This window comes from Saccharopolyspora gloriosae (genome assembly GCF_014203325.1).
In the GTDB taxonomy this organism is placed as follows: Bacteria; Actinomycetota; Actinomycetes; order Mycobacteriales; family Pseudonocardiaceae; genus Saccharopolyspora_C; species Saccharopolyspora_C gloriosae.
Genome location: NZ_JACHIV010000001.1, coordinates 6,590,985 through 6,617,201, shown reverse-complemented (window position 1 = coordinate 6,617,201; position 26,217 = coordinate 6,590,985). Strand labels below are relative to the sequence as shown.

24 protein-coding genes are annotated in these 26,217 nt (G+C 71.5%); 8 read left to right on the top strand and 16 right to left on the bottom strand.

Translation table 11 applies throughout. The features are described 5' to 3' along the window. Window positions 1–28: 28 nt before the first annotated feature. The gene (locus BJ969_RS28740; protein ID WP_184484214.1) at window positions 29–688 is read right to left on the bottom strand and encodes a response regulator; all 660 of its coding nucleotides are present in this window, start codon (window positions 686–688) and stop codon (window positions 29–31) included. Between the two features lie 35 nt (window positions 689–723). After that, a complete protein-coding gene (locus tag BJ969_RS28735) occupies window positions 724–2,379 on the bottom strand; it encodes a sensor histidine kinase (protein ID WP_343071649.1) in 1,656 nt (551 codons plus the stop codon). Between the two features lie 229 nt (window positions 2,380–2,608). Here BJ969_RS28735 and BJ969_RS28730 point away from each other — a divergent pair, with 229 nt between their 5' ends. Continuing rightward, the gene (locus BJ969_RS28730; RefSeq protein WP_184484212.1) at window positions 2,609–3,331 is read left to right on the top strand and encodes an ATP-binding cassette domain-containing protein; all 723 of its coding nucleotides are present in this window, start codon (window positions 2,609–2,611) and stop codon (window positions 3,329–3,331) included. A gap of 15 nt (window positions 3,332–3,346) precedes the next feature. Here BJ969_RS28730 and trmB read toward each other — a convergent pair whose 3' ends face one another. Together trmB and BJ969_RS28720 are read right to left on the bottom strand one after the other, a co-directional pair. Next, window positions 3,347–3,991: a tRNA (guanosine(46)-N7)-methyltransferase TrmB gene (trmB, locus tag BJ969_RS28725; protein ID WP_221316986.1), complete on the bottom strand. Its 645-nt coding sequence runs from the start codon at window positions 3,989–3,991 to the stop codon at window positions 3,347–3,349. A 105-nt stretch (window positions 3,992–4,096) separates the two neighbouring features. Beyond that, complete coding sequence (locus tag BJ969_RS28720) at window positions 4,097–4,666, bottom strand: hypothetical protein (protein WP_246457122.1); 570 nt, start codon at window positions 4,664–4,666, stop codon at window positions 4,097–4,099. A gap of 223 nt (window positions 4,667–4,889) precedes the next feature. Here BJ969_RS28720 and BJ969_RS28715 point away from each other — a divergent pair, with 223 nt between their 5' ends. Continuing rightward, window positions 4,890–5,354 carry a universal stress protein gene (locus tag BJ969_RS28715; RefSeq protein WP_343071648.1) on the top strand — a complete coding sequence of 155 codons (465 nt, stop codon included), beginning with the start codon at window positions 4,890–4,892 and terminating at the stop codon, window positions 5,352–5,354. 635 nt (window positions 5,355–5,989) lie between these two features. On the opposite strand, the gene BJ969_RS28710 is transcribed toward BJ969_RS28715, so the two are convergent. The 7 genes from BJ969_RS28710 to BJ969_RS28680 all read right to left on the bottom strand — a co-directional run bounded on the left by BJ969_RS28710 (window position 5,990) and on the right by BJ969_RS28680 (window position 12,773). Further along, a complete protein-coding gene (locus tag BJ969_RS28710; protein WP_184484208.1) occupies window positions 5,990–6,715 on the bottom strand; it encodes a hypothetical protein in 726 nt (241 codons plus the stop codon). Then, the gene (locus BJ969_RS28705; protein ID WP_184484206.1) at window positions 6,712–7,662 is read right to left on the bottom strand and encodes an ABC transporter ATP-binding protein; all 951 of its coding nucleotides are present in this window, start codon (window positions 7,660–7,662) and stop codon (window positions 6,712–6,714) included. The genes BJ969_RS28710 and BJ969_RS28705 overlap by 4 nt, the downstream gene beginning before the upstream one ends. 178 nt (window positions 7,663–7,840) lie before the next feature. Next, a complete protein-coding gene (locus tag BJ969_RS28700) occupies window positions 7,841–8,641 on the bottom strand; it encodes an HAD family hydrolase (RefSeq protein ID WP_343071647.1) in 801 nt (266 codons plus the stop codon). A 49-nt stretch (window positions 8,642–8,690) separates the two neighbouring features. Continuing rightward, complete coding sequence (locus BJ969_RS28695; RefSeq protein ID WP_184484204.1) at window positions 8,691–9,347, bottom strand: response regulator; 657 nt, start codon at window positions 9,345–9,347, stop codon at window positions 8,691–8,693. Window positions 9,348–9,419: 72 nt separating this feature from the next. Continuing rightward, complete coding sequence (locus BJ969_RS28690) at window positions 9,420–10,952, bottom strand: glycosyltransferase family 39 protein (RefSeq protein WP_184484202.1); 1,533 nt, start codon at window positions 10,950–10,952, stop codon at window positions 9,420–9,422. A 140-nt stretch (window positions 10,953–11,092) separates the two neighbouring features. Continuing rightward, the gene (locus BJ969_RS28685) at window positions 11,093–12,274 is read right to left on the bottom strand and encodes a sensor histidine kinase (protein WP_343071646.1); all 1,182 of its coding nucleotides are present in this window, start codon (window positions 12,272–12,274) and stop codon (window positions 11,093–11,095) included. 97 nt (window positions 12,275–12,371) lie between these two features. Then, window positions 12,372–12,773 (bottom strand): hypothetical protein, encoded by a 402-nt coding sequence (locus tag BJ969_RS28680; RefSeq protein WP_184484200.1) that lies wholly within the window; start codon window positions 12,771–12,773, stop codon window positions 12,372–12,374. A 187-nt stretch (window positions 12,774–12,960) separates the two neighbouring features. Between BJ969_RS28680 and BJ969_RS28675 the strand changes: the two genes are divergently transcribed. The 3 genes from BJ969_RS28675 (at window position 12,961) to BJ969_RS28665 (ending at window position 17,503) form a co-directional block, all read left to right on the top strand. Continuing rightward, the gene (locus BJ969_RS28675) at window positions 12,961–14,514 is read left to right on the top strand and encodes a dynamin family protein (RefSeq protein ID WP_184484198.1); all 1,554 of its coding nucleotides are present in this window, start codon (window positions 12,961–12,963) and stop codon (window positions 14,512–14,514) included. 139 nt (window positions 14,515–14,653) lie between these two features. Continuing rightward, complete coding sequence (locus tag BJ969_RS28670) at window positions 14,654–15,007, top strand: nucleotide exchange factor GrpE (RefSeq protein ID WP_425503589.1); 354 nt, start codon at window positions 14,654–14,656, stop codon at window positions 15,005–15,007. 627 nt (window positions 15,008–15,634) lie between these two features. Continuing rightward, window positions 15,635–17,503 (top strand): dynamin family protein, encoded by a 1,869-nt coding sequence (locus tag BJ969_RS28665; protein WP_184484194.1) that lies wholly within the window; start codon window positions 15,635–15,637, stop codon window positions 17,501–17,503. 243 nt (window positions 17,504–17,746) lie between these two features. On the opposite strand, the gene BJ969_RS28660 is transcribed toward BJ969_RS28665, so the two are convergent. Continuing rightward, on the bottom strand, window positions 17,747–18,688 hold the full coding sequence (locus tag BJ969_RS28660; RefSeq protein ID WP_184484192.1) for a quinone oxidoreductase family protein: 942 nt from the start codon (window positions 18,686–18,688) through the stop codon (window positions 17,747–17,749). A gap of 122 nt (window positions 18,689–18,810) precedes the next feature. Between BJ969_RS28660 and BJ969_RS28655 the strand changes: the two genes are divergently transcribed. Continuing rightward, entirely contained in the window at window positions 18,811–19,527 is a 717-nt protein-coding gene (locus BJ969_RS28655) for a DUF6802 family protein (protein WP_184484190.1), read from the top strand. Window positions 19,528–19,944: 417 nt separating this feature from the next. After that, window positions 19,945–21,765 (top strand): phosphoenolpyruvate carboxykinase (GTP), encoded by a 1,821-nt coding sequence (locus tag BJ969_RS28650; protein WP_184484188.1) that lies wholly within the window; start codon window positions 19,945–19,947, stop codon window positions 21,763–21,765. Window positions 21,766–21,834: 69 nt separating this feature from the next. Here the strand turns inward: BJ969_RS28650 and BJ969_RS28645 are convergent, their stop codons facing one another. After that, complete coding sequence (locus BJ969_RS28645; protein WP_184484186.1) at window positions 21,835–22,557, bottom strand: tyrosine-protein phosphatase; 723 nt, start codon at window positions 22,555–22,557, stop codon at window positions 21,835–21,837. A 146-nt stretch (window positions 22,558–22,703) separates the two neighbouring features. Here BJ969_RS28645 and BJ969_RS28640 point away from each other — a divergent pair, with 146 nt between their 5' ends. Then, entirely contained in the window at window positions 22,704–22,868 is a 165-nt protein-coding gene (locus tag BJ969_RS28640; protein ID WP_184484184.1) for a hypothetical protein, read from the top strand. Window positions 22,869–23,013: 145 nt separating this feature from the next. Here BJ969_RS28640 and BJ969_RS28635 read toward each other — a convergent pair whose 3' ends face one another. The 3 genes from BJ969_RS28635 to BJ969_RS28625 are packed head-to-tail and all read right to left on the bottom strand — an operon-like array spanning window position 23,014 to window position 26,053. Further along, on the bottom strand, window positions 23,014–23,832 hold the full coding sequence (locus BJ969_RS28635; protein WP_184484182.1) for a carbohydrate ABC transporter permease: 819 nt from the start codon (window positions 23,830–23,832) through the stop codon (window positions 23,014–23,016). Further along, window positions 23,829–24,734 carry a carbohydrate ABC transporter permease gene (locus BJ969_RS28630; protein ID WP_184484180.1) on the bottom strand — a complete coding sequence of 302 codons (906 nt, stop codon included), beginning with the start codon at window positions 24,732–24,734 and terminating at the stop codon, window positions 23,829–23,831. The genes BJ969_RS28635 and BJ969_RS28630 overlap by 4 nt, the downstream gene beginning before the upstream one ends. After that, a complete protein-coding gene (locus tag BJ969_RS28625) occupies window positions 24,734–26,053 on the bottom strand; it encodes an extracellular solute-binding protein (protein WP_184484178.1) in 1,320 nt (439 codons plus the stop codon). The genes BJ969_RS28630 and BJ969_RS28625 overlap by 1 nt, the downstream gene beginning before the upstream one ends. Window positions 26,054–26,217: the final 164 nt, after the last annotated feature.

Sequence of the window (26,217 nt, the reverse complement as noted above, 5' to 3'; positions counted from 1 at the left end):
ACGCAGGCCAAGAGCGGAGACAAGCAGTTCACTCCTCCATGAGGCCGCTTCGCCATGCCCAGGACGCCGTTTCGACGCGGTTGCGGGCGCCGATCTTCGTCTGGGCCGCGGCCAAGTGGGTCTTCACCGTGGACAACGACATGAACAGCTCCGCGCCGATCTCGACGTTGGTGAGCCCGCGCGCCGTCGCCCGGACCACGTCGAGCTCCCGCTCGGTGAGCGCGTCCCGCAGCGGTTCCACGGTGCGGCGCGGCCGTTCCGGCGGCTTCGCGAAGTGCTTCAGCAGCCGCACCGTGATCTGCGGCGACACCAGGGCGTCCCCGCGCGACGCGGCGTGGATCGCCTCGATCAGCAGCGCCGGACCGGCGTCCTTGAGCAGGAATCCGCTGGCGCCGTTCGCCAGCGCCGACGCCACGTAGTCGTCGAGGTCGAAGGTGGTCACCACGACGACCTTGATCGGGTCGGCGACGTCCGGGCCCGCGAGCTGCTTGGTCGCCTCCAAGCCGTCCAGGCCGGGCATCCGGATGTCCATCAGGCACACGTCGGGGCGCAGCTCCTTGGCGCGGCTCACCGCGTCCAGCCCGTTCGCGACGTCGGCGACGACTTCGATGGAGTCCTGCGAGTCCAGGATCATCCGGAAACCGGCCCGCACCATCTCCTGATCGTCCGCGATCAGCACCCGGATCATCGGTACATCCTCCTCGTCGTGCCCCACGCGCGCACTCACCCGGCCGCGCGTTCGGCCAGCGGCAGCCACGCTTCGACCCGCCAGCCGGTGCCCTCGCCGGGGCCCGCGCTGAACCGGCCGCCGAGCAACTCGATGCGCTCGCGCATGCCGACGAGACCGTATCCTCCGGAGCCGCCGACCGGTGCGGTGCGCCTGCCGGAACCGTTGTCGGTGATGCGGACGTGCAGGTGTTCCTGCGGGGACCGCACCGACACGAGGATCTCGGTGGCGTCCGGGGCGTGCTTGCCCGCGTTCGTCAGCGACTCCTGCACGAGCCGCAGCGCGGAGCGCGCCACCTCCTGGGGCACCTCGCGGCCGATGTCGAGCAGCAGCCGCACCTTCGGCCCCGCGCCTTCCGCCAAGGACGTGAGGTCGGCGGCCAGGTCGGTGGTGGCCTGCTCGGTGGCGCCGCTGGTTCCGGCGGGTTCCGCGCCGCGCATGCTCGCCACGAGCCTGCGCATCGCGACCAGCGCCTCCGTGCCGCTGTTGGCGATGCGCTCCATGGCTTCGGCGGCGGCCTCCGGTTTCTGCGCGGCGACCATCTGCGCGGCCTGCGCCTGCACCACGATCCCGGTGACGTGGTGGGCGACGACGTCGTGCAGCTCCCGCGCCAACGCCAGCCGCTCCGCCTGCTGGGCCTGCTCCACCGCCGTCTCCACCGTCCGGGTCCGCTCGCCGTCGCGGGTGCGGAAGTACACCCCCGACCCGACCGACAACGCCAGCAGCAACCCGCCGAGCGCGAGGGTTCGGAACGTGGTGCTGAACTCCAGCGGGCTCTCGGCCGCCCCGTCCAGGACCACGGCGATCAGCGCGGCACCGACCAGTGCGGACCCGCCGATCCACGCCTTCCGGTATGCGGCGTGCCGAACCAGGTACGCCATCAGCAGCATCCCGGCCGCCGTGGCCGTGATCGGCAGCGGCGGCAGGATCGCCGAGGACATCTCGCGCGCGCCGAGCAGCACGTTCACGACGCCCATGCAGGCCAGCGCACTGGCGCCCAGCAGCGCGGTCTCCAGCGGACGCAGCGGCGCGAGCACCGCCAGTACCGCCAGCACGACCGCCCCCAGCAGCATGGCTATCGCGTAGGGACGGTCCTCCAGGTAGGCGTTGCCTTCCAGGAACACCAGCACCGTCAGCCCCGCGATCATCGGCCATTGCCTGCTGAACAGCTCCAGCAGCGGGGCCCGCACGACCGTCGGCTGCCAACCGCGCAGGTAAGTCCCGGTGCCCATGGCCAGCAACAGCTGCAACATTCCGAACGCGAGGGTCCGGGTGTCCGGTATCGAGGAGCGCACGACCAGCGACACCAAAGCGGCCAGCGCCAGCGCACCGGTGATCGGCAGTGCCTTCAACGGCGGCAGCCTCCGGTGCGCGAACAGCACCAGCAGCACGGCCGCCGCGTTCTCGGTGGGAAGGATCGGGCCGTGCCCCAATGGATCCACCACGCGGAACAGCCCCGAAGACAGCACCAGCACCGCCGCCGCCGCCAGCCCGCACAACGCGGGATGCGAACGGCCCCGCACCGCCAACAACGCGAGCAGCGCCGCTCCCGGTAGGGCGATCAGTTCGGGGCCGCCGCGCTGCACGGCGAACGCGATGTCCACGCAGCAGAGCAGCGTCATCAGCGTGGCGAGGACCCATCGCGCCCGCACGAGACGACTGAGTCGCTGCGCCAACGAGGGGGGCGTCGGGCTGGAGCTCACGCCGCGACCCTAATGCCCGGCGACCGCCGAACGGCTTGGCCGAACGGCTCGAAAGGCTTGGCCGATCGGTCGACGAGGGATGTCCCTCCGCCCGACGCACCGGACCGCTCGCTCGCGAGAAGGTTTCTGCACACCCCAAGGCGATCCGGTGCGAACCGGCAGGTGAGAGGAGCGGACAGTGCCCACTGCATCGACGGCACCACTGCTGGAGGCGCGGAACCTGACCGCGCTGCCGCAGCTGTTCGGAGTGGACTTCACCGTCGAGCCCGGCGCGGTCGCCGCGCTCGACGGCCCGTCCCCGCAGGCCCGGACGGCGCTGCTGCAGGCGCTCGCCGGCCTGCGCCGCCCCGACGAGGGGGCGGTGCTGCTCGACGGGGTGCGCCTGGACCGGCTCACCGACCACGAGCTGAGCGAGGTGCGGCGGCGCGACTTCGGGTTCGTGTTCGGCGACGGGATGCTCGTCCCCGAGCTCAACGCCCAGGAGAACTGCGCGCTGCCGCAGATGCTGGCGGGCACCGACCGCGCCGCGGCGATGGCGCTCGCGCTGAGCGTGCTGCGGGACTTCGGCCTCGACGGGATGCGGGAGCGCTTCCCGGGACAGCTCTCCACCGCTCAGGTGCAGCGGCTGACCGTCGCCCGCGCCATGGCGCACCGCCCGAAAGTGATCTTCGCGGACGACCCGGCCCTCACCGAGTCCACCGTCGGCGAACTCGTCGACACCGCCCGCGCCGCGGGGATCGCGGTGGTGCTGGCGATGGCGGAGCCGTCGCTCACCGTCCAGGCGCAGCGCCCGACCTGGTCCACCGTCCGAGCGCAGCGTCCCCGCACCGCGCGCGGCCCCCGGGCGGGACGCGCCGTCCGGCTCAGCGAAGGCGTCCTGGACCTGCCGGTCGCCGCCTGAGCACCGCGGGGAGGTTCACACCCGCTCGAAGATCAGGTCGTGGATGACCCGGCCTTCGTCGTGGGCGCGGTTCTCGAACTTCGTGACGGGCCGCCACTCCGGCCGGGGAGCCCAGCCGCCCGGCTCGTCGGCGTACCGGTTGCGCAGCTCCGGCACGCCCGAGCACACCTCGAGCATCTGCTCGGCGTAGCTCTCCCAGTCGGTGGCCAGGTGCACGAACCCGCCCGGCGCGAGCCGGGACGCGATCAGCTCCACCGTCTCCGCCTGCACCAGCCGCCGCTTGTGGTGGCGCTTCTTCGGCCACGGGTCCGGGAAGAAGATCCGCACGCCCGACAGCGAGCCCGGCTCGAAGTGCTCCCGCAGCAGCACCACCGCGTCACCGCGCAGCAGCCGCAGGTTCGCCAGCTCCAGGTGTTCGGCGCGCAGCAGCAGCTGCGCCAGGCCCGGCTTGTAGACCTCGACGGCCAAGTGGTCGACCTCGGGTGCGGCGGCGGCCAGTTGCGCCGTCGTCTCGCCCATGCCGGGGCCGATCTCCAGGACGACGGGCGCGGTCCGGCCGAACCAGGCGTCCGTGTCCAGCCGCCCCGGGGGCAGCGCGTCGACGGAGTCGCCCATCGCGGACCAGTGCCGATCCCACGCCCGCTGCTGTCCGACGGTCATCCGAGCGCCGCGCTGGACGTAGCTCACGATCGAGCGGCGATGCTGGACCTGCTGGTCAGAAGTGCTCACAGGGGACCAGTATCGCAAACCCGTCCGGCGGCGCGGCTACCAGGATTCGACGACCGGCAACGCGGCGAGCAAGCCGTCCGGACCGCTCAGCGGCAACGGCTGCGACGGCCCGTCGGTGTAGGCCGCGACCACCTGGATCCAGCCAGGGTGCCGGTCGGTGAGCGCTACCGTGGTGGGGGCGTGCCGGGTTCCGCGTTCGGAGGGCCCGTACTCCCAGTACCCGGTCTCGCCGACGCCCGCCCAGGGCACGAAGAACCAGCCGCCGCGACCGGCCAGCAGCCGGTGCACGTCGTCTTCGAGGGCGAAGCCCTCGTCGCGGGAGGCGAGCTCGCCGCGGTCCAGCGCGCGCAGCCACCACGGCGCGGGCAGCCTGCTCGCGGGTCCGTGCAACTTCCGGTAGAGCTCGAGCACCTTCTGCTCGGGAGCGGTGTGGATCCAGCTGCGGCGCATCGAGGCGGGCGCGGCGGCTTCGGCGACGGTCGGGTGCGCTTCGGTGGCCAGTGACCACTCCAGCCGCGGCACGGCCACCAGTTGGACGTCGGTCTGGGAACGCCGGTTCAGCAGCGGGTTGCGCCGCTCCGGCGAGCACTCGGTCGAATGGACCATGACCCACCTATCTGCTGTTGGGAACTCACGCGAACCGCTGTGGCGGTCGTCGTGGCGCATGCACCTCAGCGGCGTTGGTGTGGAAACACGCGTCCTGCCTATGCATTACCACAGTGCATCGATCATGTGAAGTTCTCCACCCTAGCCGCGAATCATCACATATCGGACTCGTTCGGGTGGCCAAGTCGACAGCGCGGGCGCGAGGAGGTGAAGTGGAGGTGTGGTGGAAAGCACAGTGCAGCGAGTCGAACTGGACGGCGGCGTCGCCGTCGGCGTCGACGGATCACCGTCTTCGCTGCGCGCGCTGGAGGTCGCGGCGCACGAGGCGGGCCTGCGCAGCGGGGCGCTGCACGTGGTCCGGGCGTGGAGCATGCGCACCGCCCCGCGCCCCGCGGACTGCCCGCCCGGCGCGGTGCCGAGCATGGACGCCTACCAGCAGTCGGTGGACGAGTCGACGGAGAAGATCGTCCAGGAGCACTTGGGCGACCCCCCGCCCGTCCCGATCCAGCGCCACATCGTGCACTCCCCGTCCCCCCAGGCCCTGCTCTCAGCTTCCCGAGGCGCGGACCTCCTGGTGGTCGGCCACCGAGGCAGAGGCGGCTTCGCCGGCCTCCTCCTAGGCTCAGTAGCCGAACAATGCGTCCGCCACGCAGCCTGCCCAGTCCTAGTAGTACGCCCCACCATCTGACCGCCCAGAGGCGGCAAACCCAGACCTGCCTTGCGGCGAAGCCGTGCCTTGGGCTGGCGGAGCCAAGCCTGCCTTGCGGCCGAAGGCCGTGCCTGTATGTGCGAAGCACATAGCCCACGTCGAGAAGTCCTCACCGGCGGGTTCTCAGTCGGTCTCTCGCGAGGACAGCTTTTTCCCTCGTGGCGGAGCCACTTGGGAAAAAGATCCCGCAGCGAGAGACCGACTGAGGTTCCGCTACCCGGACACCAAAGCAAAACGAGCCGTGAAAACAACCAGAAAAGCACAGGGCCCGGGCCATCCCCCGAATGACAGCCCGGGCCCTCCCCCGTCCCGACCGCCGGCGCCCCCGAGCGCTAATGCAGTCGGTCGATTCTGTTGTGCCGTCCGGTCGCCGCGCTCACTGGCGCGGTGACCGTGCCGGAGGTGTCGAGCCAGGCTCGGCACCTTGGTCTCGGATCCGCCGCGATCCGTCCACTTCGTCCGGCGGGCGGCGGAGAGGTTTCGGCCTGCGCGGAATCCGGGTGGAACTGTGATCACGGCTCGATCTTGCCGAGATCCTATCTGCTGGCGTGATCAGCCTCTCCAGCGGGAGGGGTAACGGCGCGACGGTTCGCGCCGTCACCCTCCGCGCATGATCAGGCGTCTCGCCGGTGCACCACGACGGCTGCGGTGGCGAGCACCGCGAACGCCACGGCGGCGAAGTAGGCCAGCGATCCCCACGGACCGAGCGGCGGGTCGCCGCCCATGAGGTCGGATTGCAGGAAGCGGGCCCCGACGGTGAACGGCATCCACTCCTGCAGGTCCGGGCCGATGTTGGGGACCAGCAGGATGAGCTGTTCCACCAGCAGCGACCAGATGATCAGCAGGGTCACCGCGCCGGCGGTCTGGCGCAGCAGGGCGCCGACGCCGACGGCGAGCACGGCGGCCAGCGCGAACAGCGGTCCGATGCCGACGAGCTGCCGCCATTCGGTCGCGGTGCTGACGGCGAGTTCCGGTCCGGGCGCGAGGAGTTGGGCCACGCCCCAGGAGCCGAACGCGGCGAGCTCGCCGAGGACGAACGCGAGGGCGGCGACGACGCCCGCTTTCGCCAGCAGCACCGCCGTCCGGTTCGGCGCCGCTTGGAAGGTGGCCCGGATGGTGCCGAAGCGGTATTCGGTGGTGACGGCCAGCGCCGCGAGCACCAGCACGACCATCAGCCCGAACTGGTAGCCGGACAGCGCCTGGCTCAGGGACATGCCGCCGTCGACGGCCCAGCCCATCATCGCGGCGAAGCCGATGGTGAGCGCGAGCGCGGTGGCCGAGCACCACCAGGGCGAGCGGGTGGAGAACAGCTTGATGCGTTCCACGGCGAGCAGCGTCATCGGGCGTCCTCCCCGGCGGTGGCGAGCACGCCGCCGAAATCGGTCTGGTACTCCACGGCTTGGCTGGTGAGCTGCATGAACGCTTCTTCCAGCGAGCCTTGCTGCGGGCTGAGTTCGTGCAGCACGAGCTGGTGGGCGGCGGCGAGCTCACCGATCTGGTCGGTGTCCGCGCCGGTGACGACGATGGTGTCGGGCTTCGCCGCGTCGAACGGGAGCACGGTGCGCCCGTCGTCGACGAGCAGTTCGCGCAGCCGGGCGGCGTGCGGCGAGCGGACCTTCAGCGAGCCGGTGCCCGCGCCCGCGACGAACTCCTCGGTGCTGCACTGGGCGATCAGTTCGCCTTTGCCGACGACGACGAGGTTTTCGGCGGTCAAGGCCATTTCGGACAGCAGGTGGCTGGAGACGAACACGGTGCGGCCTTCGTCGGCGAGCTGCCGCATGAACCGGCGGATCCAGTGGATGCCTTCCGGGTCGAGCCCGTTGACGGGTTCGTCGAACAGCAGGATCTTCGGGTCGCCGAGCAGCGCGGCGGCGATGCCGAGGCGCTGCGACATGCCCAGCGAGAAGCCGCCGGCGCGGCGCTTGGCCACGGCGGTGAGCCCGACCATTTCGAGCACTTCGTCGACGCGGCTCACCGGGATGCGGTTGGACCGCGCGAGCCAGCGCAGGTGCGCGTGCGCGGAGCGGTTCGGGTGCACCCACTTGGCGTCGATCAGCGCTCCGACGGTGCGCAGCGGTTCGGTGAGCTCGCGGTAGTCCTTGCCGTCGACGCGGACGGTTCCGGCGGTGGGCCGGTCCAAGCCGAGGATCATGCGCATCGTGGTGGACTTGCCCGCGCCGTTGGGCCCGAGGAATCCGGTCACGGTGCCGGGTTGGACGGTGAACGACAGGTCGTTGACCGCGACCGTCGATCCGTAGCGTTTGGTGAGGCCGACAGCCTCGATCATGGTGTCTCCCGTGTGCGGCGGGCCCTCGGCGTGGTCCGAGCGACGAGGAGAACTCTGCCGCACCGGCCGGGCCGGACGCCTCGGCCTTCCGGCCATGGCGGGTACACCTATCGGCCAAGTTCGCGCGGGTTCGGCTCATCCCCGCGGTCGAGGTGCCGCACGCTCGGTGTTCAGCGCGTCACGGGAACCAGCGGGCGAGGGCGGGAACCACGCCGTCCTCGGCGACGGGACCCGTCACTTCGGCGGCGGCGAGGCGCACTTCGGCGGGGGCCTGGCCCATGGCGACGCCGTGCGCCGCCCAGCGCAGCATCTGCACGTCGTTGGTGCCGTCGCCCGCGGCGAAGGTGTCCTCGGCGGCCACGCCGAGTTCGGTGCGCAACTTCTCCAGCGCGGAGCCCTTGGTCACCCCGGCGGGCACCAGGGTCACCCACGGCTCGTAGTGGTCGATGGTGACGGTGCAGCCGGGCAGGTCCACTCCCGCGAGCGCGGCGGTGACCTCTGCGGGTTCGTGGCCTTCCCAGTTCGCGATGAGCCGCGGTACCGGCTCCGCGAACAGCTCGTCCAGGTCGGCGAGCCGCTGCGGCCCGTGCAGCTGGTATTCGCGGAAGGGGCTGGTGACGAGGCTGCCGGTGCCGATCTGCTCGGCCGCGTAGCTCGCTCCGGGCAGCAGCGCGGTGAGCCGCGCGTGCACCGGAGCGGGGTCGAAGGTCTCGACGGCGAGGGCGTCGCCGGTGGTGGCGTCGAGGGTGACCGCACCGTTCGAGCACAGGGCGACTCCGCTGGTCAGCCCGAGCTCGTCGAGCACCGGCAGCGTGCCGAGCATGCTGCGCCCGGTGGCGATCACCACGTGCGCGCCGGCGGCCGCGACCCGGCGGACCGCCGCGCGCACCGGCGCCGAGATGGTCTGCGGATCGGGGTCGAGCAGCGTTCCGTCCACGTCGAGCGCGACGAGCCTGGGTTTCCATCCGGGAGCTGGCACGCCGCCCAGGCTAACCGCCCACCAGCGCGAACGTCCCGCCCCGACACCGTCACCGAGCGCCGGGCCGGACCAGCCCGGTCTCGTAGGCGAGGATCACGGCCTGCACCCGGTCCCGGACTCCCAGCTTGGCCAGCACCCGGCCGATGTGGGTTTTGACGGTGGCTTCGGAGACGTGCAGCCGCGCGGCCAGCTCCTGGTTGTTGAGCCCCCTGCCGACCAGCGCCAGCACTTCCCGTTCCCGTTCGGTGAGCACGTCCAGCACCGCCCGGTCCCGGCTGCCGCCGTCCGCGGTGTCCAGGAACCGTTCGAGCAGCCGCCGGGTGACGCTCGGCGCGACGACGGCGTCGCCGCCTGCGACGGAGCGCACCGCGGTCACCAGGCTCTCCGGTGGGATGTCCTTGAGCAGGAATCCGCTGGCACCGCCGCGCAACGCGGCGAGCGCGTACTCGTCGAGGTCGAAGGTGGTCAGCACCAGCACTCGCGCGTCGCAGCCCGCGATGATCCGCCGGGTGGCTTCGATGCCGTCGAGCACCGGCATCCGCACGTCCATCAGCACCACGTCCGGTTCGACCTGCTCGGCGAGCTGCACGGCTCGTGCGCCGTCGCCCGCCTCGCCGACGACCTCGATGTCGGGGTGCGCGTCGAGCACCATGCGGAACCCCATGCGCATCAGTTCCTGGTCGTCGACGAGCAGCACTCGAATCATGATCCGCAAGCCTAGGTCCGCTTCTCCCGCGCTGGAACCGTTTTCGGGCGGTCGGAGCGCGACGGCGGTCCGCTACTCCGCTGCCCCGGGCGTCGCTCCAGGTGGCGGAGTCGGCGCGGTTCCGCCGTGGCGGAGGCCGACGTGCCACAGGTCCCGCCACAGCCGATCCCACGGCCGCTTCGGCTGCGCCACCGCCCACACCGGAGTCCCCTGGTACCGCGAAGGCACCGGCAAGTCCACTGTGTCCACTCGTCGCACGGACCCGAAGTGCCGGGCGAGGAATTCGCGGTCGGCGCCCACGTAGATCGCTCGGGCGGTGTCGTCGGCCGGCCTGCCGAACTCCCAGAAGCCGCGGCTGGCGCTGTGCACCTCGGTGCGGCCGTAGTGGTGCACGGCGCTCGCCACCCAGTAGTCCTCGGTGATCACGGGTGCCCGCTCCCGCCGGGCGTGGTCCTCGACGACCGCGGTGAGCTCCGGCCAGCCGGTGCTGCCGGTGCCGACCAAGTCGAACCGCGGGATGAGCGCGACGGGCAGCACCGGCAACGTGGCCAGGACCGCGACCAGCGCGGAGATCCCGTACAGCCGCGCGGACGGCCACCTCGCCCGCAGTCCGGTAGCGCCCGCGGCGAACAGCAAGCCGTAGAAACCGGCCAAGTAGTACGGCCGCGCCTGCGCCAGCAGCACCAGGCCAGTCACGATCAGGACGGTCCAGCCGAGGAACCGGTACGGCCGCAGCTCCGGTGCGCGCAGCAACCGCCACAGCCCCAGGCACAGCAGCACGCCGCCGGGAACGCCGGCGCAGAGCACCACCGCGGGCAGCGCCAGCGGCCCGAACGAGCTCTCGGCGGCGACGGCCTCGCCCATGGTGAGCTGCGGCCAGCCGCGCTCGGCCTGCCACCACAGCGTGGGCGCCGCGAGCGCCAGCACCCCGGCCGCACCGGCCCACAGCGCCGGACGGCGCAGCAGCGACCGCGGGCCGAGGCACAGCAGCACGACCACCAGCACCGCCCACAGCACCGGGATCAGCAGCTTCACCTGCACGGCCAGCGCGGTGCAGGCGGTGGCGAGCAGCAGCGCGCGATCCCGCCGGACGCCCTGCTCGCGCAGCCGAACCCAGCGCACCAGCTGCCACAGCACGACGCTCCACAGCAGCGGGTCGAAGGAGACGGTCGCCAGCATGTGCCCGCCCGCCAAGGTCTGCCCCGACACGGCCCACGCTCCGCCGGCCAGCAGCTGCGCGCGGCGATCACCGCCGAATTCCCGAGCGAGCAGGGCCGTCACCACGACCCCGGCACCGGCGGCGAGAGCGGGCAGCAACCGCAGCGCGAACAGCGAACCGGGGGCCGCCGTGTCGGCGAGCAGCGCGATCAGCGGCACCAGCGGCGGCTGGTCGACGTAGCCCCAGTCCAGGTGGTCGCCGGCGGCCAGGAAGTACAGCTCGTCCGCGTAGTAGCCGTAGCGACCGCTGGTGATCAGCAGCACTGCGCTCACGGCCGCCGCGATCAGCAGCAGCGGGCGGGTCGCGAGCGCGGGCGGATCGACGCGGGCCGGCGGGGTCGCGCCCCGCGGGGCGCGGACCGAACGGACGTCGAGGGTGGTGGTCATGGGCACATCCCGGGGCCGGTCGGGTTCGGACCGGACCAGGCTGCGGCGCGGAACTCTGGACCCGCGTCCGTCCGGGCGGGGAAATCGGATCCGCCGCGCGTCCCGCCGCAGTAGGACGACGCCTCATCCCGCCGTCGCGGTCAGCCCTGATCGGCGCTCGGCACCGGCAGTTCCGCGCGCACCCGCCAGCCGCCCCCCGGGCGAGCACCCGCGGTCAAGGTTCCGCCGTAGAGCACGGCCCGCTCCCGCATCCCGCCCAGTCCGTTGCCGGTGGAGGGCAGGTCGCGCGGGCCGGGCGCTCCACCGTCGGCGACGTCGAGCACGACGGCTCCACCGCCGACGTCCACCCGCACCTCCGCCGCGCCACCACCGTGCTTGAGCACGTTCGTCAACGCTTCCTGCACGATCCGGTACACGGCGAGGCCGAGCCCGGTCGGCAGTTCCTCGACGTTCCCGGTCAGTTCGAACCGGATCGGCAGGTCCGGGCGCCGCACCCGCTCGACCAGTTCGCCCAGCGCCGCCGCATCGGGCTGCGGCGTCCACGCGCCGTCCTCGGCCGGATCGTGCAGCACGTCCAGCAGGCCGCGCAGCTCGCGCAACGCCGACCGCCCGGTGTCCGCGACGGTGCGCGTCGCGCGTCCGGCCAGTTCGGGGTCGGTGCGCAGGGCGTAGCTCGCGCCATCGGCCTGCGCGATCATCACGCTGAGCGAGTGCGCCAGCACGTCGTGGAGCTCGCGAGCGATGCGGTTGCGCTCTTCGGCGACTGCCAGCCGCGCCTGCCGGTCGCGTTCGGCCTCGGCGCGGCGCAACCGCTCCTCGACTTCCCGCAGGTGCGCCCGGCGCGCGGCGATGAACTCGCCGAACGCCCAGATCAGCGCGGTCAGCAGCAGGTAGCTCAGCATCGACCAGGAAGCGGCGGTGAGCGGCGCCGCGATCGGCAGCGGGACGACGGTGAGCAGCCCGGCCAGCACGATCAGGTTGAGCGCCGCGGTCAGCGCCACCGCGAGCCGGCGGTGCCCGGTGCTGATCAGCGTGTGCAGCACGAAGAACGCCGCGACCTGACCCGGCGTGAACACCGGGCCCGAACCCAGCAGCAGGTTCGTGAGGACCACCCCGGCGACGACGGTGACCGAAGCGAGCGCCGGTGCCCGGTGGCGCAGCGCGACGGGACCGCAGGCGAGCACTCCGCCGAACACCGCCGTCGGCCAGAACGGTCCGTGCATACCGGCCTCGGACATCAGGTGCGCGACGAGCAGCACCGTCGCGATGCACGCGTCCAGGGCGATTCGATGCTTCCGCGACCACGCGCTCCGGTTCCGCACCGCCCCGAGCGTAGGCGTCGGCCACCCCGGGTTCGTCCTCCTCGGAGACGGTCCGCGTCCTACCCGGGTCGTACGCGCGGCGGCCGTGACCGGGCGATCAGCCGGTGCGGGGGTGCGGTTCGGCGTCGAAGTGCTCGCTGGTCCGGGCGGCGATCTCCTCCTGCAGGGCCTTGTCGCGCTGCTTGGTGCGCAGCCGGGCGAGGATCCAGATCGTGATGCCGTGCGCGGCGGCCAGCACCAGCAGCAGCACGCCGGTGCGGGTGAGCACGGCGTAGAACGGGTCGGCACCGCCGATCGGGACGGTCGAGAGCAAGGTGACCACGCCGAGCGTCGTCAGGTGGAACAGCACGGTGACCAGTTGGTTCACCGAGTCGGCGACCTTCCCGTCCGGGTAGGCGGCTTCCAGGTAGGTGGTGCCGCTGCGGCGCAGCAGCCAACCGTCGACGAAGACGAGCACGATGCCGATGACCAGGAATGCGAGGGTGTGTCCGGTTCCCACGGGAATCACCAGTTCCGTCGTCGAGTGCGCTGTGCGCAAGTCCGTGCCCGCAACGGATTCCCGGGTTGATCGTTCCCCAAACGATGTTGCCCCGCCGATCCGCGGCGAAGCGCCGACGACCCGGCCGGAAGATCCGCCGCGCATGGCACGATGGCCGCGATCACAGCACGGGGTTGAGGAGGCAGGGGTGACATCGCCGGTCGAGCAGCACTGGGCGGGTCCGCTGTCGTCGTCGGTCGCCCGGTTGTGCACCGGGTTGCGGGCCCAGGTCTCGGACACGACGGCGGCCGGTTTCGACGAGGTGCTGCGGCGGTTGTCGGCGCCGCTGCAGGTCGCGGTGGCGGGACGCATCAAATCCGGCAAGTCCACCCTGGTGAACGCGCTGATCGGCAGGCGGGTCGCGCCGACCGACGTCGGCGAGTGCACCCGGCTGGTGACCCGCTTCCAGTACGGCACGGTCGATCGCGTCGAAGTGGTCTTCCACGACGGGACCAAGCAGGCCGTTCCGTTCGACGCCGACGGCGGCATCCCCGGTGAGCTGGGCGTGGAGCTGCACCGGGTGTCGCACCTGGAGGCCTACCTGACCAACGCCGTGCTGCGGGACCTCACGGTGATCGACACCCCCGGACTCGGCTCGCTCGACGCCGCCTCGGTGGCGCGGACCGAGCAGCTGCTCGGCGCCCGCGAGACGACCGGTGACGACCTGGACCCGGTGTCGCACGGCGCGGTCGCCGGGGCGGAGGCGGTGGTCTACGTGGTGACGCAGGCGGTGCGGGCCGACGACCAGCACGCCTTGGAGGCGTTCACCGCGGCCACCGCGAGCCGCGAGGCGGGGCCGGTGAACGCGATCGCGGTGCTGAACAAGGCCGACACCGTCGAACCGGACTCGGTCCCGGGTTCCGAGGGCGACGTGTGGCGGGCCGCCGCCGCGCTGGCCGGTGAGCAGGCCGCGCTGCTCGGGCCGCGGGTGGCGGAGGTGCTCCCGGTGATCGGGCTGCTGGCGGAGACCGCGGAGACCGGTGGCTTCACGTCCGCCGACGCCGACGTGCTGCGGGCGTTGGGGGAACTGGACGAGACGACGCGCCGGACGATGCTGATGTCGGCGGACCTGTTCACGAGCTGGGAATGCGAGATCCCCGAGCGGGACCGCGCGCGGCTGCTGGAGCGGCTGGACCTGTACGGGGTGCGGCGGGCGCTGGCGGAGCTCGACGCCGATCCGGCGATCACGGCGGGGGCGTTGCGCCGGGCGCTGCTGGACTGCTCCGGGCTGGCGGGAGTGCTGAGCAGGCTGGACGAGGTGTTCCGGGCCCGCGCCGACGGGATCAAGGCCGCCGCCGCGCTCGCCTCGGTGACGGCGCTGGCGCACGCGTCCGGTGACGCGGGCGAACGGCAGCGGGTGCACGACGCGATCGAGGTCCTGCTGACCCGGCCGGAGGCGCACCAGCTGCGGCTGCTGGAGGCGTTGACGCTGGTCGCCTCGGGTTCGGTGGTGCTGCCGGACGATCTCGTGGAGGAGGTGCTGCGCATCGGGGGCAGCACCGATCCGGGTGCGCGGCTGGGGTTGGCCGGGCGACCGCAGCACGAACTCGTCGAGTACGCGATGGAGCGGGCCGGGTGGTGGCGGTCGTACGCCTCGTTCGGTGCGACGCCGGCGCAGAGCCGCATCGCGTTCGTGGTGCACCGGGCGTACTTCTTGATCTGGCAGCAACTTCAGCCCGGACAGGTCCGGATACCCGGCTGAGCTTCAGCCACCGGCGAGCGGAGGGGACGCGGCGGTGCGGGACTGGCTTCGACGACGATCTTCACCCGGTCGTGGAACCGAGCGGGAGGCCCCGCCGTCCGATCCGAGCGCGGACGAACCCGCGGAGCCGGACGCCGAGTTGGGGGCTGACATGACCGCCGTGCACATCGACCCGCTCGACCAGGCACGTTCCGAACGCGCCGCGCTGATCAAGCTGTGCCTGTACGCGCTGGACCGGGCCCGCAGCAACGGCGTCGTCGAGCGGCTCGCCGAAGGGCTCGACGGCATCGGCGTGGCGCTGCTGCGCCCGGACGGGCAGCCGTTCGACCCGGCGCGGCACGAAGCCGGCGGCACCGCGCCCACCGATGATCCCGCCTTGGACGGGATCATCGCCGAGACCGAGGTGCTCGGGTTCGCCGACCGCGACCAGGTGCTGCGGGCGCCGATCGTCACCGTGTACCAGCTGCGCTCGGGAACATCCGGAACGAGCTGAACCACTGCCGCGGCGACGTCCGGTTCCGCTCCGGGCGCGGGGCGGCTTCACGGGGTTCGGCGAAGTCGGGCAGGACCGAGCTGAGCGACATCAGGAGCAGAACGGCGAACGCGAGGATCAAGCCGAGAGCCGTGCCGATGGTGGTGAGCATGGTGTGCCTCCTTGCCGGTGACTTCGCCGCTGTTCCGCGGCTGACATCAGAATCGCCGGTCAGCGGGGGTTCGCGGATCAGCCGACAGGCTCGACGCTCCTACTACCTCCGGCCAGTGCCCTGCGGCGGCACACCTGGCCGATCGGCCGATACGTCCGCCTTCGCTCTCGGCCTGACCGACGACGCCGCTCACCTGGGCAAGATCAACGACGGGCGGTGCGGAGCACGACCGGTGGAGCGCGCGGCTGCGGCGAACGGGGACGACCGCGCCGCACGATCAGGTGTTCGTCGACCGGCTCCCCGCCACGGCCCGTGCGGCAACCGGGGCATGAGCTCGTCGAGTCGGGTGGACCGGGCGCGGAACGGGCCGCCGGCCGGGACTCGGCGGGTACATTCACGCCCGCGCCGGATCCCATCGGTTCCAGCGGCGAGACCCGCGCCCGAGCGGCATCCGACCCAGCGACAGGAGCGTGCGCATGACTTCGGCCGGCCCGGCGACCGGGGTGCCCGTGGCGGCCACCGCCTTGCCCCAGCAGGTCAAGCAGACCAGGGACAGGCTGTTCGCGCTGCTGCGGGAAGCCGCCCCCTCCTCGGCGGACTGGGTGGACGAGGTGCGGCTCTCCCGTCCTCGGGTGCCGAGCGTGGTGGTGGTCGGCGAGACGAACCGGGGCAAGAGCTCCCTGGTGAACGCCCTGATCGACAGCCCCGGACTGTCCCCTGTGGACGCTTCGGTGGCGACGTCGACGTACCTGGAGTTCCGCCACGGCGAGCAGTGGCGCGGACTCGCCTGCTACCCGGCCGACGCCGACCCCGTCGAGTTCGCCGTCGACGCGCTGCCGTCCTGGGCCTCCGCGCGCGGAGTCCTGCCCGCGGACGCCTTACCTCCCCGGCACCTGCGCATCGAGGCGCCGCTGGACTCGCTCGCCGAACTGACCATCGTGGACACCCCCGGCGTGGGCGGGCTGGACTCCATCCACGGTGAGCTCGCCGCCGAAGCCGCCTCCGCCGCGACCGCGCTGCTGTTCGTCGCCGACGCCTCCGCCCCCTTCACCCGCGGCGAGCTGGACTTCCTGCACGGCGCGGCGGACCGGGTCGAGACCGTGGTGTTCGCCCTCGCCAAGACCGACCAGCACCGGGGCTGGCGGCAGGTGCTGGAGGAGAACCGCAGGCTGCTGGCCGAGCACGCGCCGCGGTTCGCCGACGTGCCGATCCACCCGGTCTCGGCGCGGATGCTGGAACTCGCGGCGCAGGCGCCGAACGAGCAGGCCGCCACGATGCTGCGGGAGCGCTCCGGGGTGACCGAGCTGCGCTCCGCGCTGGAACAGCTCGTCGGCGGCCGGGCCGCGATGCTCGGCGAGGCGAACACGATGCGCGCGCTGTCCACCGTGCTCGGCGAGCTCGCGGTGCGGCTCGCCGCGGAGCAGCGAGCGCTGACCGTGGGCGAGGCCGAAGCCGAATCGCTGCGCGCCCGCCGCGACGAGCTCGCCGCGTCCCGGCGCTCCTCCACCCGCGGCTGGCAGCTCAAGCTGCGCGGCGAGATCCAGCGCACCCGCGTCGAGGTCAGCCACGAGGTGACGCGGCAGATGCGGGAAGTGCAGAGCTGGTTCCGCCGCGCCATCGACACCGCCGAGCACGGCGCGCTCACCGCTCTGCCGCACCAGGTCGACACCGCGTTGCAGATGGTGTCCTCGCGGGTGTCGGCGCTGCTGTCGGCCCGGCTGGCGAAGGTGGCGGAGGTGTCGCTGGCGGAGCTGTTCTCCGCCGAAGAGCTCGACGTGATCCGCTCCCAGTTCGCCCGCGGCGCGCAGTCGCCCATCGCGCTGCGGCCACCGGACAAGCGCGCGCCGACGGCCGAGGACAAGCTGCTGGTGTTCATGGGCATCTCCGGCGGCCTCGGGGTGGGCCGGGCGGCGGCGATGCCGCTGGCCGGGATCGGCGTGGGCGTGCTGAACCCGGTGGTGCTGCCGGTGACGATCGTGCTCGGGCTGGGCGCGGGCTGGTGGATGGCGCGCACCCGCAAGCACGCCGCCGACAAGCAGCACCTCAAGCAGTGGCTCACCGAGGCCATCGCCGACGCGCGATCCGCGCTGGACCAGCTGGTGTCCGAGCAGCTCATCGAAGCCGAGCAGCAGCTGTCGCTGGCGCTGGACGACGCGCTGGGCAGGCGCATCGAGTCGATCGAGGCGGAACTGCGGGAGGTCGACAAGGCGCTGAAGATGGACGCCGCCGAACGCAGCCGCCGGCTGCACACCGCCGAGCAGCGCTTGGCTGAAGCCACCTCCGGCCGCGACCGCGCCGAACACCTCCTCGGCGCCATCCGCGGCCTCCGCGACCGCGCGGAATGACCACGGCTCTTCTCTCGTAGTGGTCAGGTGGCGGAACCTCAGCGTTCTTCTCGCTGCGGGATCTTTTTCCCAAGTGGCTCCGCCACGAGGGAAAAAGCTGTCCTCGCGAGAAGAACGCTGAGAACCCGCGGGTCGTCACCTTTTGGACGTGGGCTATGTGCTTCGCACATACAGGCACGGCCTACGGCCGCAAGGCAGGCGTGGCTTCGCCACCCAAGGCACGGCTTCGCCGCTGGTTAAAGGTCAGGGCAGCAGGATCAGCTTGCCGCCCGGGTGGCCGTCGATGGAGAGGCGGTGGGCTTCGGCGGCTTCGGCCAGGGGGAAGGTGCGGGCGATGGGGACTTCGAGCCGTCCCTCGGCCGCGAGCGGCACCAGCCGCTCCCACGCCGCGCTGCGGATCTCCGCGCCCGGATCGGCACCCGGACCGCCGCCGACCAGCTTGATCCCGTCGCCCGCGCGCTGGAACGCGGCGGCGCTGACCACCCGGTCCGGCGGCACGAGCGCCAGCGACGCGTCGATCGCCTCGTCGGTGCCCGAGGTGTCGATCACCCCGGAGATGCCCTCGGGCGCCGCCTCCCGCACCCGGTCGACCAGCCCCTCGCCGTAGCGCACCGGCGTGACGCCGTAGCCGCGCAGCGCCTCGGCGCGCTTCTCGCCCGCGGTGCCGACGACCCGCGCGCCCGAGGCCACGGCCAGCTGGGCGGCGAGCACTCCGACCGAGCCGGACGCCCCGTGGATCAGCAGCGTGGTGCCCTCGACGTCGCCGAGCAGCGTCAGCAGGTGCACGGCGGTCTCACCGGCGAGCAGCAGACCGGCCGCGGTCTCCCAGGACAGCCCGGCCGGTTTCGGCACCGCGTGGGTCGCGCGCACCGTCACCGAACTCGCGTACGCGCCGGGGGCCGGCTGGACCAGCACCTCGTCGCCCACCGAGATCGGGCCCGCCTTGCCGGTGGCGCCCTCGCCGACGGCGGTGACCACCCCGGCGAGTTCGTTGCCCACCGGCAGCGGCAACTTGTCCGGGTCCGAACCGAACGCGCCGCTGTAGAGCTTGTGGTCGATCGGGTTCACCCCGATCGCGCGGACGTCGACGGTGATCCGGCCCGCGGCGGGTTCGGGCACCTCGGTCTCGACGACGGACAGCACTTCCGGGCCACCGAACGCGGTGGCGACGACCTGTTCAGCCATGTCCGTGCGAACGCCCGGGGGCGCCGGGCTGATTCCCGGGTTCACCCGAGTAGGTACCGGAGGGGAACCGCGCGGCCCTACGCTGCGTCGTAACGCTGAGCCGCTGGAAGTGGGGTCGACACATGTACATCGAGGAGACCGGCGCGGGCGACGGCGACATCAAGGTCACCGTCGAGGGCGCGGAGTACACCGCCGAGGCGAACTACGACCTCGACGGCGACGGCGTGGACGACGCGGTCACGATCATGACCGACGACGGCTACGTCGCCTACGTCGACGAGGACGCCGACGGGCGCGCCGACATCATGCAGACGGTCGACGCCGAAGGCGCCGTCGTCGGCCAGGCCCGCTACGACGCGGCCAGCGGCGACTGGGTCGCCGAGCAGCCGCAGCAGCACCCCGTCGACGACGACCCGCGCGAGCAGGGCGGCGCGTCGATGGTGATCGACACCCCCGGCGGCGAGCAGCAGGTCGGCCCCGCCACCGAGGACACCGACAACGACGGCCGCGCGGACACCGCCGTGGTCACCACCGAGACGGGAACGATGCTGGTCACCGACGTGGACGGCGACGGCTCGGCGGACCAGCTGGTGGAGATCGGCAACACCGGCGAGGTCACCATCACCCACCACACCGGCGCCGGTCAGTGGACGGTCGTCGAGCAGGGGCGCCTCGACCAGCAGGGGCAGTACACCCCGGCTCCGCACCCGGTCGCGGGCGCGACCGACGACGCGACCTGGACGTTCGACGCCCCGGAGCCGCCGCAGCAGGACCCGCGTCCGCTGGGCGCTCAGGCCCCGCAGGACGTGTGCTCCGATTCGGACGCCGCCTGGAGCTGATCTCCCGCCCGAATTCGCCCGTTCCGGTGCGTTTCGGGCGCCTCCGCGTGCTCCGCGAACCCCTTCCGGTGACCCTCTCCGGAAGGCGAGCGGCCATTCGACGGACGCCGACGCGTCACCTCTCGTTCGCGGCACTGTCCGCTTCGCCGGAAATCCTTGGTCATCCAGGCTCAACAGCGGCCGAATTTTCGTCTAGACCTCTGCACCGGCTCGGTACTGAATCGATCCCCTTATCGTTCCTGTGAGAGAACCGACACAGCTGATCTCCATGGCGAGCGCCCGGCACCGTTAGCCTCGGTGCATCCCTTTCCATTCCGCCCGTTCTGCGGGTGGGGCGGAGCATTCTCTGAACACGCCGACGGCACCGCCGTCGGACAGGATTCCGGGCTGTGGCGCCCAGTCAGGAGACGCGAAGCGATGACCGCCTTGACCATCCCCGGTCTCGACCAGGCACCGACCCAGCACGCACGCCTGCTGTCGTGGGTGCGCGAGGTCGCCGAGCTGACCACCCCCGACCGGGTCGTGTGGTGTGACGGCTCCCAGCAGGAATGGACACGGCTGACCGACGAGCTGGTCGAAGCGGGCACCTTCACCCGGCTGGAGAAGAAGCCGAACTCGTTCTGGGCGGCTTCCGACCCGACCGACGTCGCGCGCGTCGAGGAGCGGACCTTCATCTGCTCCCAGGAGCGCAAGGACGCGGGCGTGACGAACAACTGGAAACAGCCCGACGAGATGAAAGCGATCATGACCGAGCTCTACCGGGGCTCGATGCGCGGTCGCACCATGTACGTCATCCCGTTCTGCATGGGCCCGCTGGAGGCCGAGCAGCCGAAGCTGGGCGTCGAGATCACCGACAGCGCCTACGTGGTCACGTCGATGCACATCATGACCCGGATGGGGTCGAAGGTCCTGGACAAGCTCGGCGAGGACGGCGAGTTCGTACCGGCGCTGCACTCCGTGGGCGCCCCGCTGGAGCCGGGTCAGCAGGACGTCCCGTGGCCCTGCAACGACACGAAGTACATCACCCACTTCCCCGAGGAGCGGATGATCTGGAGCTTCGGCTCCGGCTACGGCGGCAACGCGCTGCTGGGCAAGAAGTGCTACTCGCTGCGCATCGCCTCCGCCATGGGCCGCGACGAGGGCTGGCTCGCCGAGCACATGCTGATCCTCAAGCTCACCTCGCCGGAGAACAAGGTCCACTACGTGGCCGCCGCGTTCCCGTCGTCGTGCGGCAAGACGAACCTCGCGATGCTGCAGCCGACCATCCCGGGCTGGAAGGCCGAGACCCTCGGCGACGACATCGCCTGGATGCGCTTCGGCGAGGACGGCCGGCTGTACGCGGTGAACCCGGAGGCCGGTTTCTTCGGCGTCGCCCCCGGCACCGACGAGAACACCAACCCGAACGCGATGCGCACCATCGAGCAGGGCAACACGCTGTTCACCAACGTGGCCCTCACCGATGACAAGGACATCTGGTGGGAGGGCATGGGCGACGCGCCCGCGCACCTGACCGACTGGAAGCAGCGGGACTGGACGCCGGACTCCGACGAGAAGGCCGCGCACCCGAACTCGCGCTACTGCACGCCGATGTCGCAGTGCCCGATCCTGGCCGACGAGTGGGACGACCCGCAGGGCGTGCCGATCTCGGCGATCCTGTTCGGCGGTCGCCGCAAGACGACGGTTCCGCTGGTCAACGAGTCCTTCGACTGGCAGCACGGCGTCTTCATGGGCACCACGATGTCCTCGGAGACCACCGCCGCCGCCACCGGCCAGGTCGGCGTGGTGCGCCGCGACCCGATGGCGATGCTGCCGTTCATCGGCTACAACGTCGGCGACTACTTCCAGCACTGGGTGAACATGGGCAAGTCGGCGGACGCGTCGAAGCTGCCCCGGATCTTCTACGTGAACTGGTTCCGCCGCGACGAGTCCGGCAAGAAGATCGTGTGGCCGGGCTTCGGGGAGAACTCCCGCGTGCTCAAGTGGGTCGTCGAGCGCATCGAGGGCACCGCCGCCGCCGAGGACACCCCCATCGGCCGGGTTCCCTCTGCCGACCAGATCGACCTGTCCGGGCTGGACACCTCCCGCGAGGACGTCGACATCGCGCTGAACGTGGACGTCGACGAGTGGAAGGCCGAGATCCCGCTGATCGAGGAGTGGTTCGCCACCATCGGTGACGACCTGCCCAGCTCCATCCGGGACGAGTTCGACGCGCTCAAGCAGCGCCTCGGCGCCGCCTGACGCACCACCGCACCGAGCTAGGGCCGCCCGCGGAGATCTTCCGCGGGCGGCCCTTCTTCGTGCGCGGGCTCAGGCCGGGGGTTCCAGCAGCCGGTTCCGGGCCGCGGTGAGGTCCTCCGGGGCGAGGCCCGCGCCGAGCAGGTAGGCGTCGACGTCGAGCTCGGTGGCGGCCCGCAGCGCTTCCCCGGTGGAGCCGCCCATCTCGGCCAGCGCCCACTCGATGATCGGTTCCTGGTCGTCGGTGCCGAGCTTCGCCCACAGCGGGCGCAGCCCTTCGTGGCTGCGCAGGTGGTCGGCGAGGATCTCCGCCTGGCCCACCCCCGCGATGAGCAGCAACAGCAGCACGGCGATGCCGGTGCGGTCCCGGCCGGCGTGGCAGTGCACCAGCACGCCTCCTTCGGGCGCGCGAGCGAAGGCCCGCACGACCTCGACGGCGCGCTGCGGATGCCGGTCCAGGAACGGGCGGAAGTACAGCGGCGTGCCGTGCAGGCCCCGGCCCCAGTAGGCCCAGAACTCGGTGTCCTCCGTCGGGTCCATCCGGATGGTCGTCGTGGTGAGCTCCGGTGGGCGGGGCGCGAGGTCCGGATGCCCGTCCTCGCCGCCGGTGAGGTCGATGACGGTGCGGATGCCGTGGTCGCGCAGCTGCGCCCAGCCGGTCTCGGTCAGGTACTCCGGCGTCGCCGAGCGCACCAGCGCGCCACGCCTGATCACCCGCCCGTCCGCGGTGGTCGTGCCGCCGAGGTCGCGGGTGTTGAAGGCGCCGTCCCAGAACAGGTTTCGATTCGCGGTCATGTTCCCCCGGACGTCCAGCGGCGGGCCGCGGTTGGCGGCCGTTCGTGCGTTCCCCGCCGGTCCCCGAAAATTCGGCGACGGAATGGAACCGGACTGGCACTCTGTGCGTCTTACGGAAGTAGAGATCACGAGAGAGGAGGTGTGTCATGGCAGGTGCGGCGCTGTTGTTGCTGGCGTTGATCGCGATCGTGTTGGTTCTGCTCGCACCCGACCGACACGACGACGAAGAAGGAACGGTGACGATTCCCGCCCCCCGCGCGGAAGATCAGAACGATCTCCCGGTAGCGGCGAACGAAAAGGAAAACGCGTGATGGACGACGCTCCGGGGAACCTGGGGTCAGCGGGAGAACGAGCGGCGAGTGGAGATCATTCCCTCGCCGCTCGTTCCATTCCGCACCCGCACTCCGTCCTCGGACAACAGGTCCTCGGATAACAAGGTCCGCGAATCGCGCCGGATCATTTGATCGCACCGGTGAGCGTGAAAGCGCCACCGAGCGACCGCGACACCATCAGGTACAGCGCGATCACCGGTGCCGTGTAGAGGATCGAATACGCCGCGAGCTGCCCGTAGGCGATCAGGCCGCCCTGGCCGAAGAACGCGAACACCCCCACCGAGGCCGGTTGCTTCGCCGGGTCCAGCAGCAGCACGAACGGCACGAAGAAGTTGCCCCAGGCATTGATGAACGTGAAGATCCCGACCACGCTCACCCCGGGCACGATCAGCGGCAGCACCACCGAGCGCAGCGCCTGCAGCGCCGAGGCGCCGTCCACCCAGGCCGCCTCCTCCAAGCTGATCGGCACGCCGTCCATGAAGTTCTTCGTCATCCAGATCGCCACCGGCAGCGAGGTCGCGGCCAGGAACAACGTCGTGCCGAGCATCGAATCGACCAGGTCGAGCCGCACGAACATGCTGTAGACCGGCACCATCACGGCCGTGATGGGCAGTCCGGTCGCGAACAGCACGGTGTAGAGGAACGGCCGCCGGAACCGGAGCCGGTAGCGCGACAGCGGGTAGGCGCACAGCACCGCGGCCACCACCGACACCACCGCCGCGCCGCCGGAGAGCAGCAGACCGTTCCACAATGGACGGAGGCTCGTCTCCCAGCTGAGCACCTGCTCGAAGTTGTCCAGCGTGAACCGGCCCGGCACCGCCGCGGCCAGCGGCGCCTCCGCGTCGAACGACGCCGTGAGCAACCACAGCAGCGGCGCCGCGAACAGCAGCGCGATCACGCCCAGCAGCGCGCCGACCAGGCGCGACGACGACCGGCGGCTCATACCTCCTCCCGCAGCGTCCGGGCGTAGACCACGGCGAACAGCGCACCGACAGCCAGCAGCACCAGCGAGATCGTGGCGCCGTACCCGATCTCGTCCAGCTCGAACGCCTCGTCGTACATCAGCAGCGGCAGGGTCTGCGTCGCGTCGCCCGGCCCGCCCGCGGTGAGCACGTAGATCAAGGTGAACACCCCCAGCGTCTGCAAGGTCACCAGCATCAGGTTCGTGAGCACCGAACGGCGGATGATCGGCAGCGTGACGTGCCAGAACCGGCGCAGCGCGCCCGCGCCGTCGACCTCGGCGGCCTCCGCCAGCTCCGTGGGCACTTCGGACAGCGCCGCCTGGTACACCAGCATCGAGAAAGCGGTGCCGCGCCACACGTTGCCCAAGATCACCGCCAGCAGCGGTGCGCTGTAGAGCCAGTCCTGCTCGTTGAGGCCCACCGCGCCGAGCAGCGCGTTCAACGTGCCCTCCGGGTTGAGGAACGCGTAGAGCGCGAACGCCGCCACCAGCTCCGGCAGCACCCACGCGGACACCACCGCGATGCCGACGGTGTTGCGCAGCAGGCGGTTGCGGTGCCGGGTGAGCACCGCGATCAGCAGCCCCAGCCCGTTCTGCCCGATCACCGCCGAGCCGACCGTGAACACCACCGTGACCCACGCCGAATGCCACAGCGCCGGGTCGGCGAACAGGCGGCGGAAGTTCTCCAGCCCCACGAACTCCGGATCCGTCGCCGCCGCGCCGGTCAGCGCCGCGTTGGTGAACGAGACGTAACCGCTCCACAGGATCGGGCCCGCCACGAACAATCCGAGCAGCAGCACCGCGGGCGCCATCGGCAGCAACCAGCGCGACACCGCTGCGCCGCGCCTGCGCGCCGCCGGCCGGGCCACCGCGGCGGTCGTCATCAGCCGCCCCGGGTGTTGGCCGGTTCGACGATGCGCCGCACCTGCTGCGCCCACCGCTCGGACACCTCCGCCGGGTCGGCGCCGCCGACCACGTCCAGCACGGACTGCTGGATCTCCTCGGAGACCTTCGGGTATTCCGGCAGCGTGGGCCGGTAGTGGGTGTCGTCCAGCAGTCCCAACCAGAACCCGGCCAGCGGGTTCGCGGCGGTGATCCGCGGGTCGGCCGCCGAGTCCTCCCGCGAGGGCAGGTTTCCGGAGGACAGCGCGTACTCGGTGATGTTGTCCCGGTTCAGCGCCAGCTTCACGAACTCGAACGCGTCGTCCTGCTTCGTGCCCGACGCGCTCAACGCCAGCGTCCACCCGCCGGACATCGACACGGTGCCCCCGCCGTTCCGCGCGGGCATCGGTGCCGCCGACATCGTCGAGGGCCAGTCCTGCCAGCCCGACGCCTCCCACTGCCCGGCGGCGAAGCTGCCGTCGAGCCGCATCGCGACCTTGCCCTGCCTGGTGAGGTCGTCGCGCAGCTTCTTGTCGTACTGGGCGTCGGCGATCTGCGCCTTGCTCTGCGTGAGTCCTTCTTCGACGGCGGTGGACACGAACTCCAGCGCCTCGGTGAAGCCGCGGTTCGGCGCGATCCACTTGCCGTCGTGCAGGGTCCCCGTTTCGGTGCCGTAGAGCAGCATTTCGACGGTCTGCATGCTCACCGCTTCGCCTTCCGCCTTGCCCAGCGGCAGGTCCAGGCCGATCACGTCCGGGAACCGCCGCTCGACCTGGCGCGCGGCGTCCAGCACCGCGTCCCAGTCGCGCGGCTTCCAGTCGGCGGGCAGCCCGGCGCGGGTGAACAGGTCGCGGTTGAACCAGATCCCGCGGGTGTCGGTGTCCAGCGGCACCCCGTAGGTGCGGCCGTCGGTGGCGAGCCCGGCCTGCTTGGTGGTGTCGATGAACCGGTCCCAGTCCGGCCAGTCCGCCAGCCGCTCGTCCAGCGGGGCGAGGTAGCCGGCCGCCACGTCGGAGTTGATGGTGAAGCTGTCCTCGTAGAGCACGTCCGGCGCGGTCGATGGGGAGCGCATCCGCAGCTGCAGCTTCGACAGGTACTCGCCTTCGGGCGCCACCACCGGGTCGAGCGCGACCCGCTTGCCCGGATGCGCCTGCTCGTACTGCTGCTTCACCCGCTGCATCAAGGTGTCGACGTAAGTCGAATTGCCGTAGCGGTGGTACGTCACGTTGATCGTGTTCGGATCATCGGCCACTCCGCCGCCGCAGCCCGTCACGGCCAGCAGCGCGGCGGTCAGGACCACGGGTAATCGCCAGCGACGCATCGATCCTCCCGGTGAGGAACTCATCTCGGAACCGTCGCGGCCGCCCCGGCGGGGCCGGCCGATCTTCGAGGAGCTGCGCGATCCCCTGACCCACTCGGCGCTTGCGCCCACTGTGAGATCAGGATCACACTGCACCGTAATTCCATTCGATGAAGCAAGTCAAC

Bases quoted from the DNA above. Each gene is read 5' to 3' on its own strand.
- BJ969_RS28740 (WP_184484214.1), bottom strand. From the start codon at position 688: ATGATCCGGGTGCTGATCGCGGACGATCAGGAGATGGTGCGGGCCGGT.
- trmB (WP_221316986.1), bottom strand. From the start codon at position 3,991: ATGACCGTCGGACAGCAGCGGGCGTGGGATCGGCACTGGTCCGCGATG.
- BJ969_RS28720 (WP_246457122.1), bottom strand. From the start codon at position 4,666: ATGGTCCATTCGACCGAGTGCTCGCCGGAGCGGCGCAACCCGCTGCTG.
- BJ969_RS28710 (WP_184484208.1), bottom strand. From the start codon at position 6,715: ATGACGCTGCTCGCCGTGGAACGCATCAAGCTGTTCTCCACCCGCTCG.
- BJ969_RS28705 (WP_184484206.1), bottom strand. From the start codon at position 7,662: ATGATCGAGGCTGTCGGCCTCACCAAACGCTACGGATCGACGGTCGCG.
- BJ969_RS28695 (WP_184484204.1), bottom strand. From the start codon at position 9,347: ATGATTCGAGTGCTGCTCGTCGACGACCAGGAACTGATGCGCATGGGG.
- BJ969_RS28690 (WP_184484202.1), bottom strand. From the start codon at position 10,952: ATGACCACCACCCTCGACGTCCGTTCGGTCCGCGCCCCGCGGGGCGCG.
- BJ969_RS28665 (WP_184484194.1), top strand. From the start codon at position 15,635: ATGACTTCGGCCGGCCCGGCGACCGGGGTGCCCGTGGCGGCCACCGCC.
- BJ969_RS28660 (WP_184484192.1), bottom strand. From the start codon at position 18,688: ATGGCTGAACAGGTCGTCGCCACCGCGTTCGGTGGCCCGGAAGTGCTG.
- BJ969_RS28655 (WP_184484190.1), top strand. From the start codon at position 18,811: ATGTACATCGAGGAGACCGGCGCGGGCGACGGCGACATCAAGGTCACC.
- BJ969_RS28650 (WP_184484188.1), top strand. From the start codon at position 19,945: ATGACCGCCTTGACCATCCCCGGTCTCGACCAGGCACCGACCCAGCAC.
- BJ969_RS28645 (WP_184484186.1), bottom strand. From the start codon at position 22,557: ATGACCGCGAATCGAAACCTGTTCTGGGACGGCGCCTTCAACACCCGC.
- BJ969_RS28640 (WP_184484184.1), top strand. From the start codon at position 22,704: ATGGCAGGTGCGGCGCTGTTGTTGCTGGCGTTGATCGCGATCGTGTTG.
- BJ969_RS28635 (WP_184484182.1), bottom strand. From the start codon at position 23,832: ATGAGCCGCCGGTCGTCGTCGCGCCTGGTCGGCGCGCTGCTGGGCGTG.
- BJ969_RS28630 (WP_184484180.1), bottom strand. From the start codon at position 24,734: ATGACGACCGCCGCGGTGGCCCGGCCGGCGGCGCGCAGGCGCGGCGCA.
- BJ969_RS28625 (WP_184484178.1), bottom strand. From the start codon at position 26,053: ATGCGTCGCTGGCGATTACCCGTGGTCCTGACCGCCGCGCTGCTGGCC.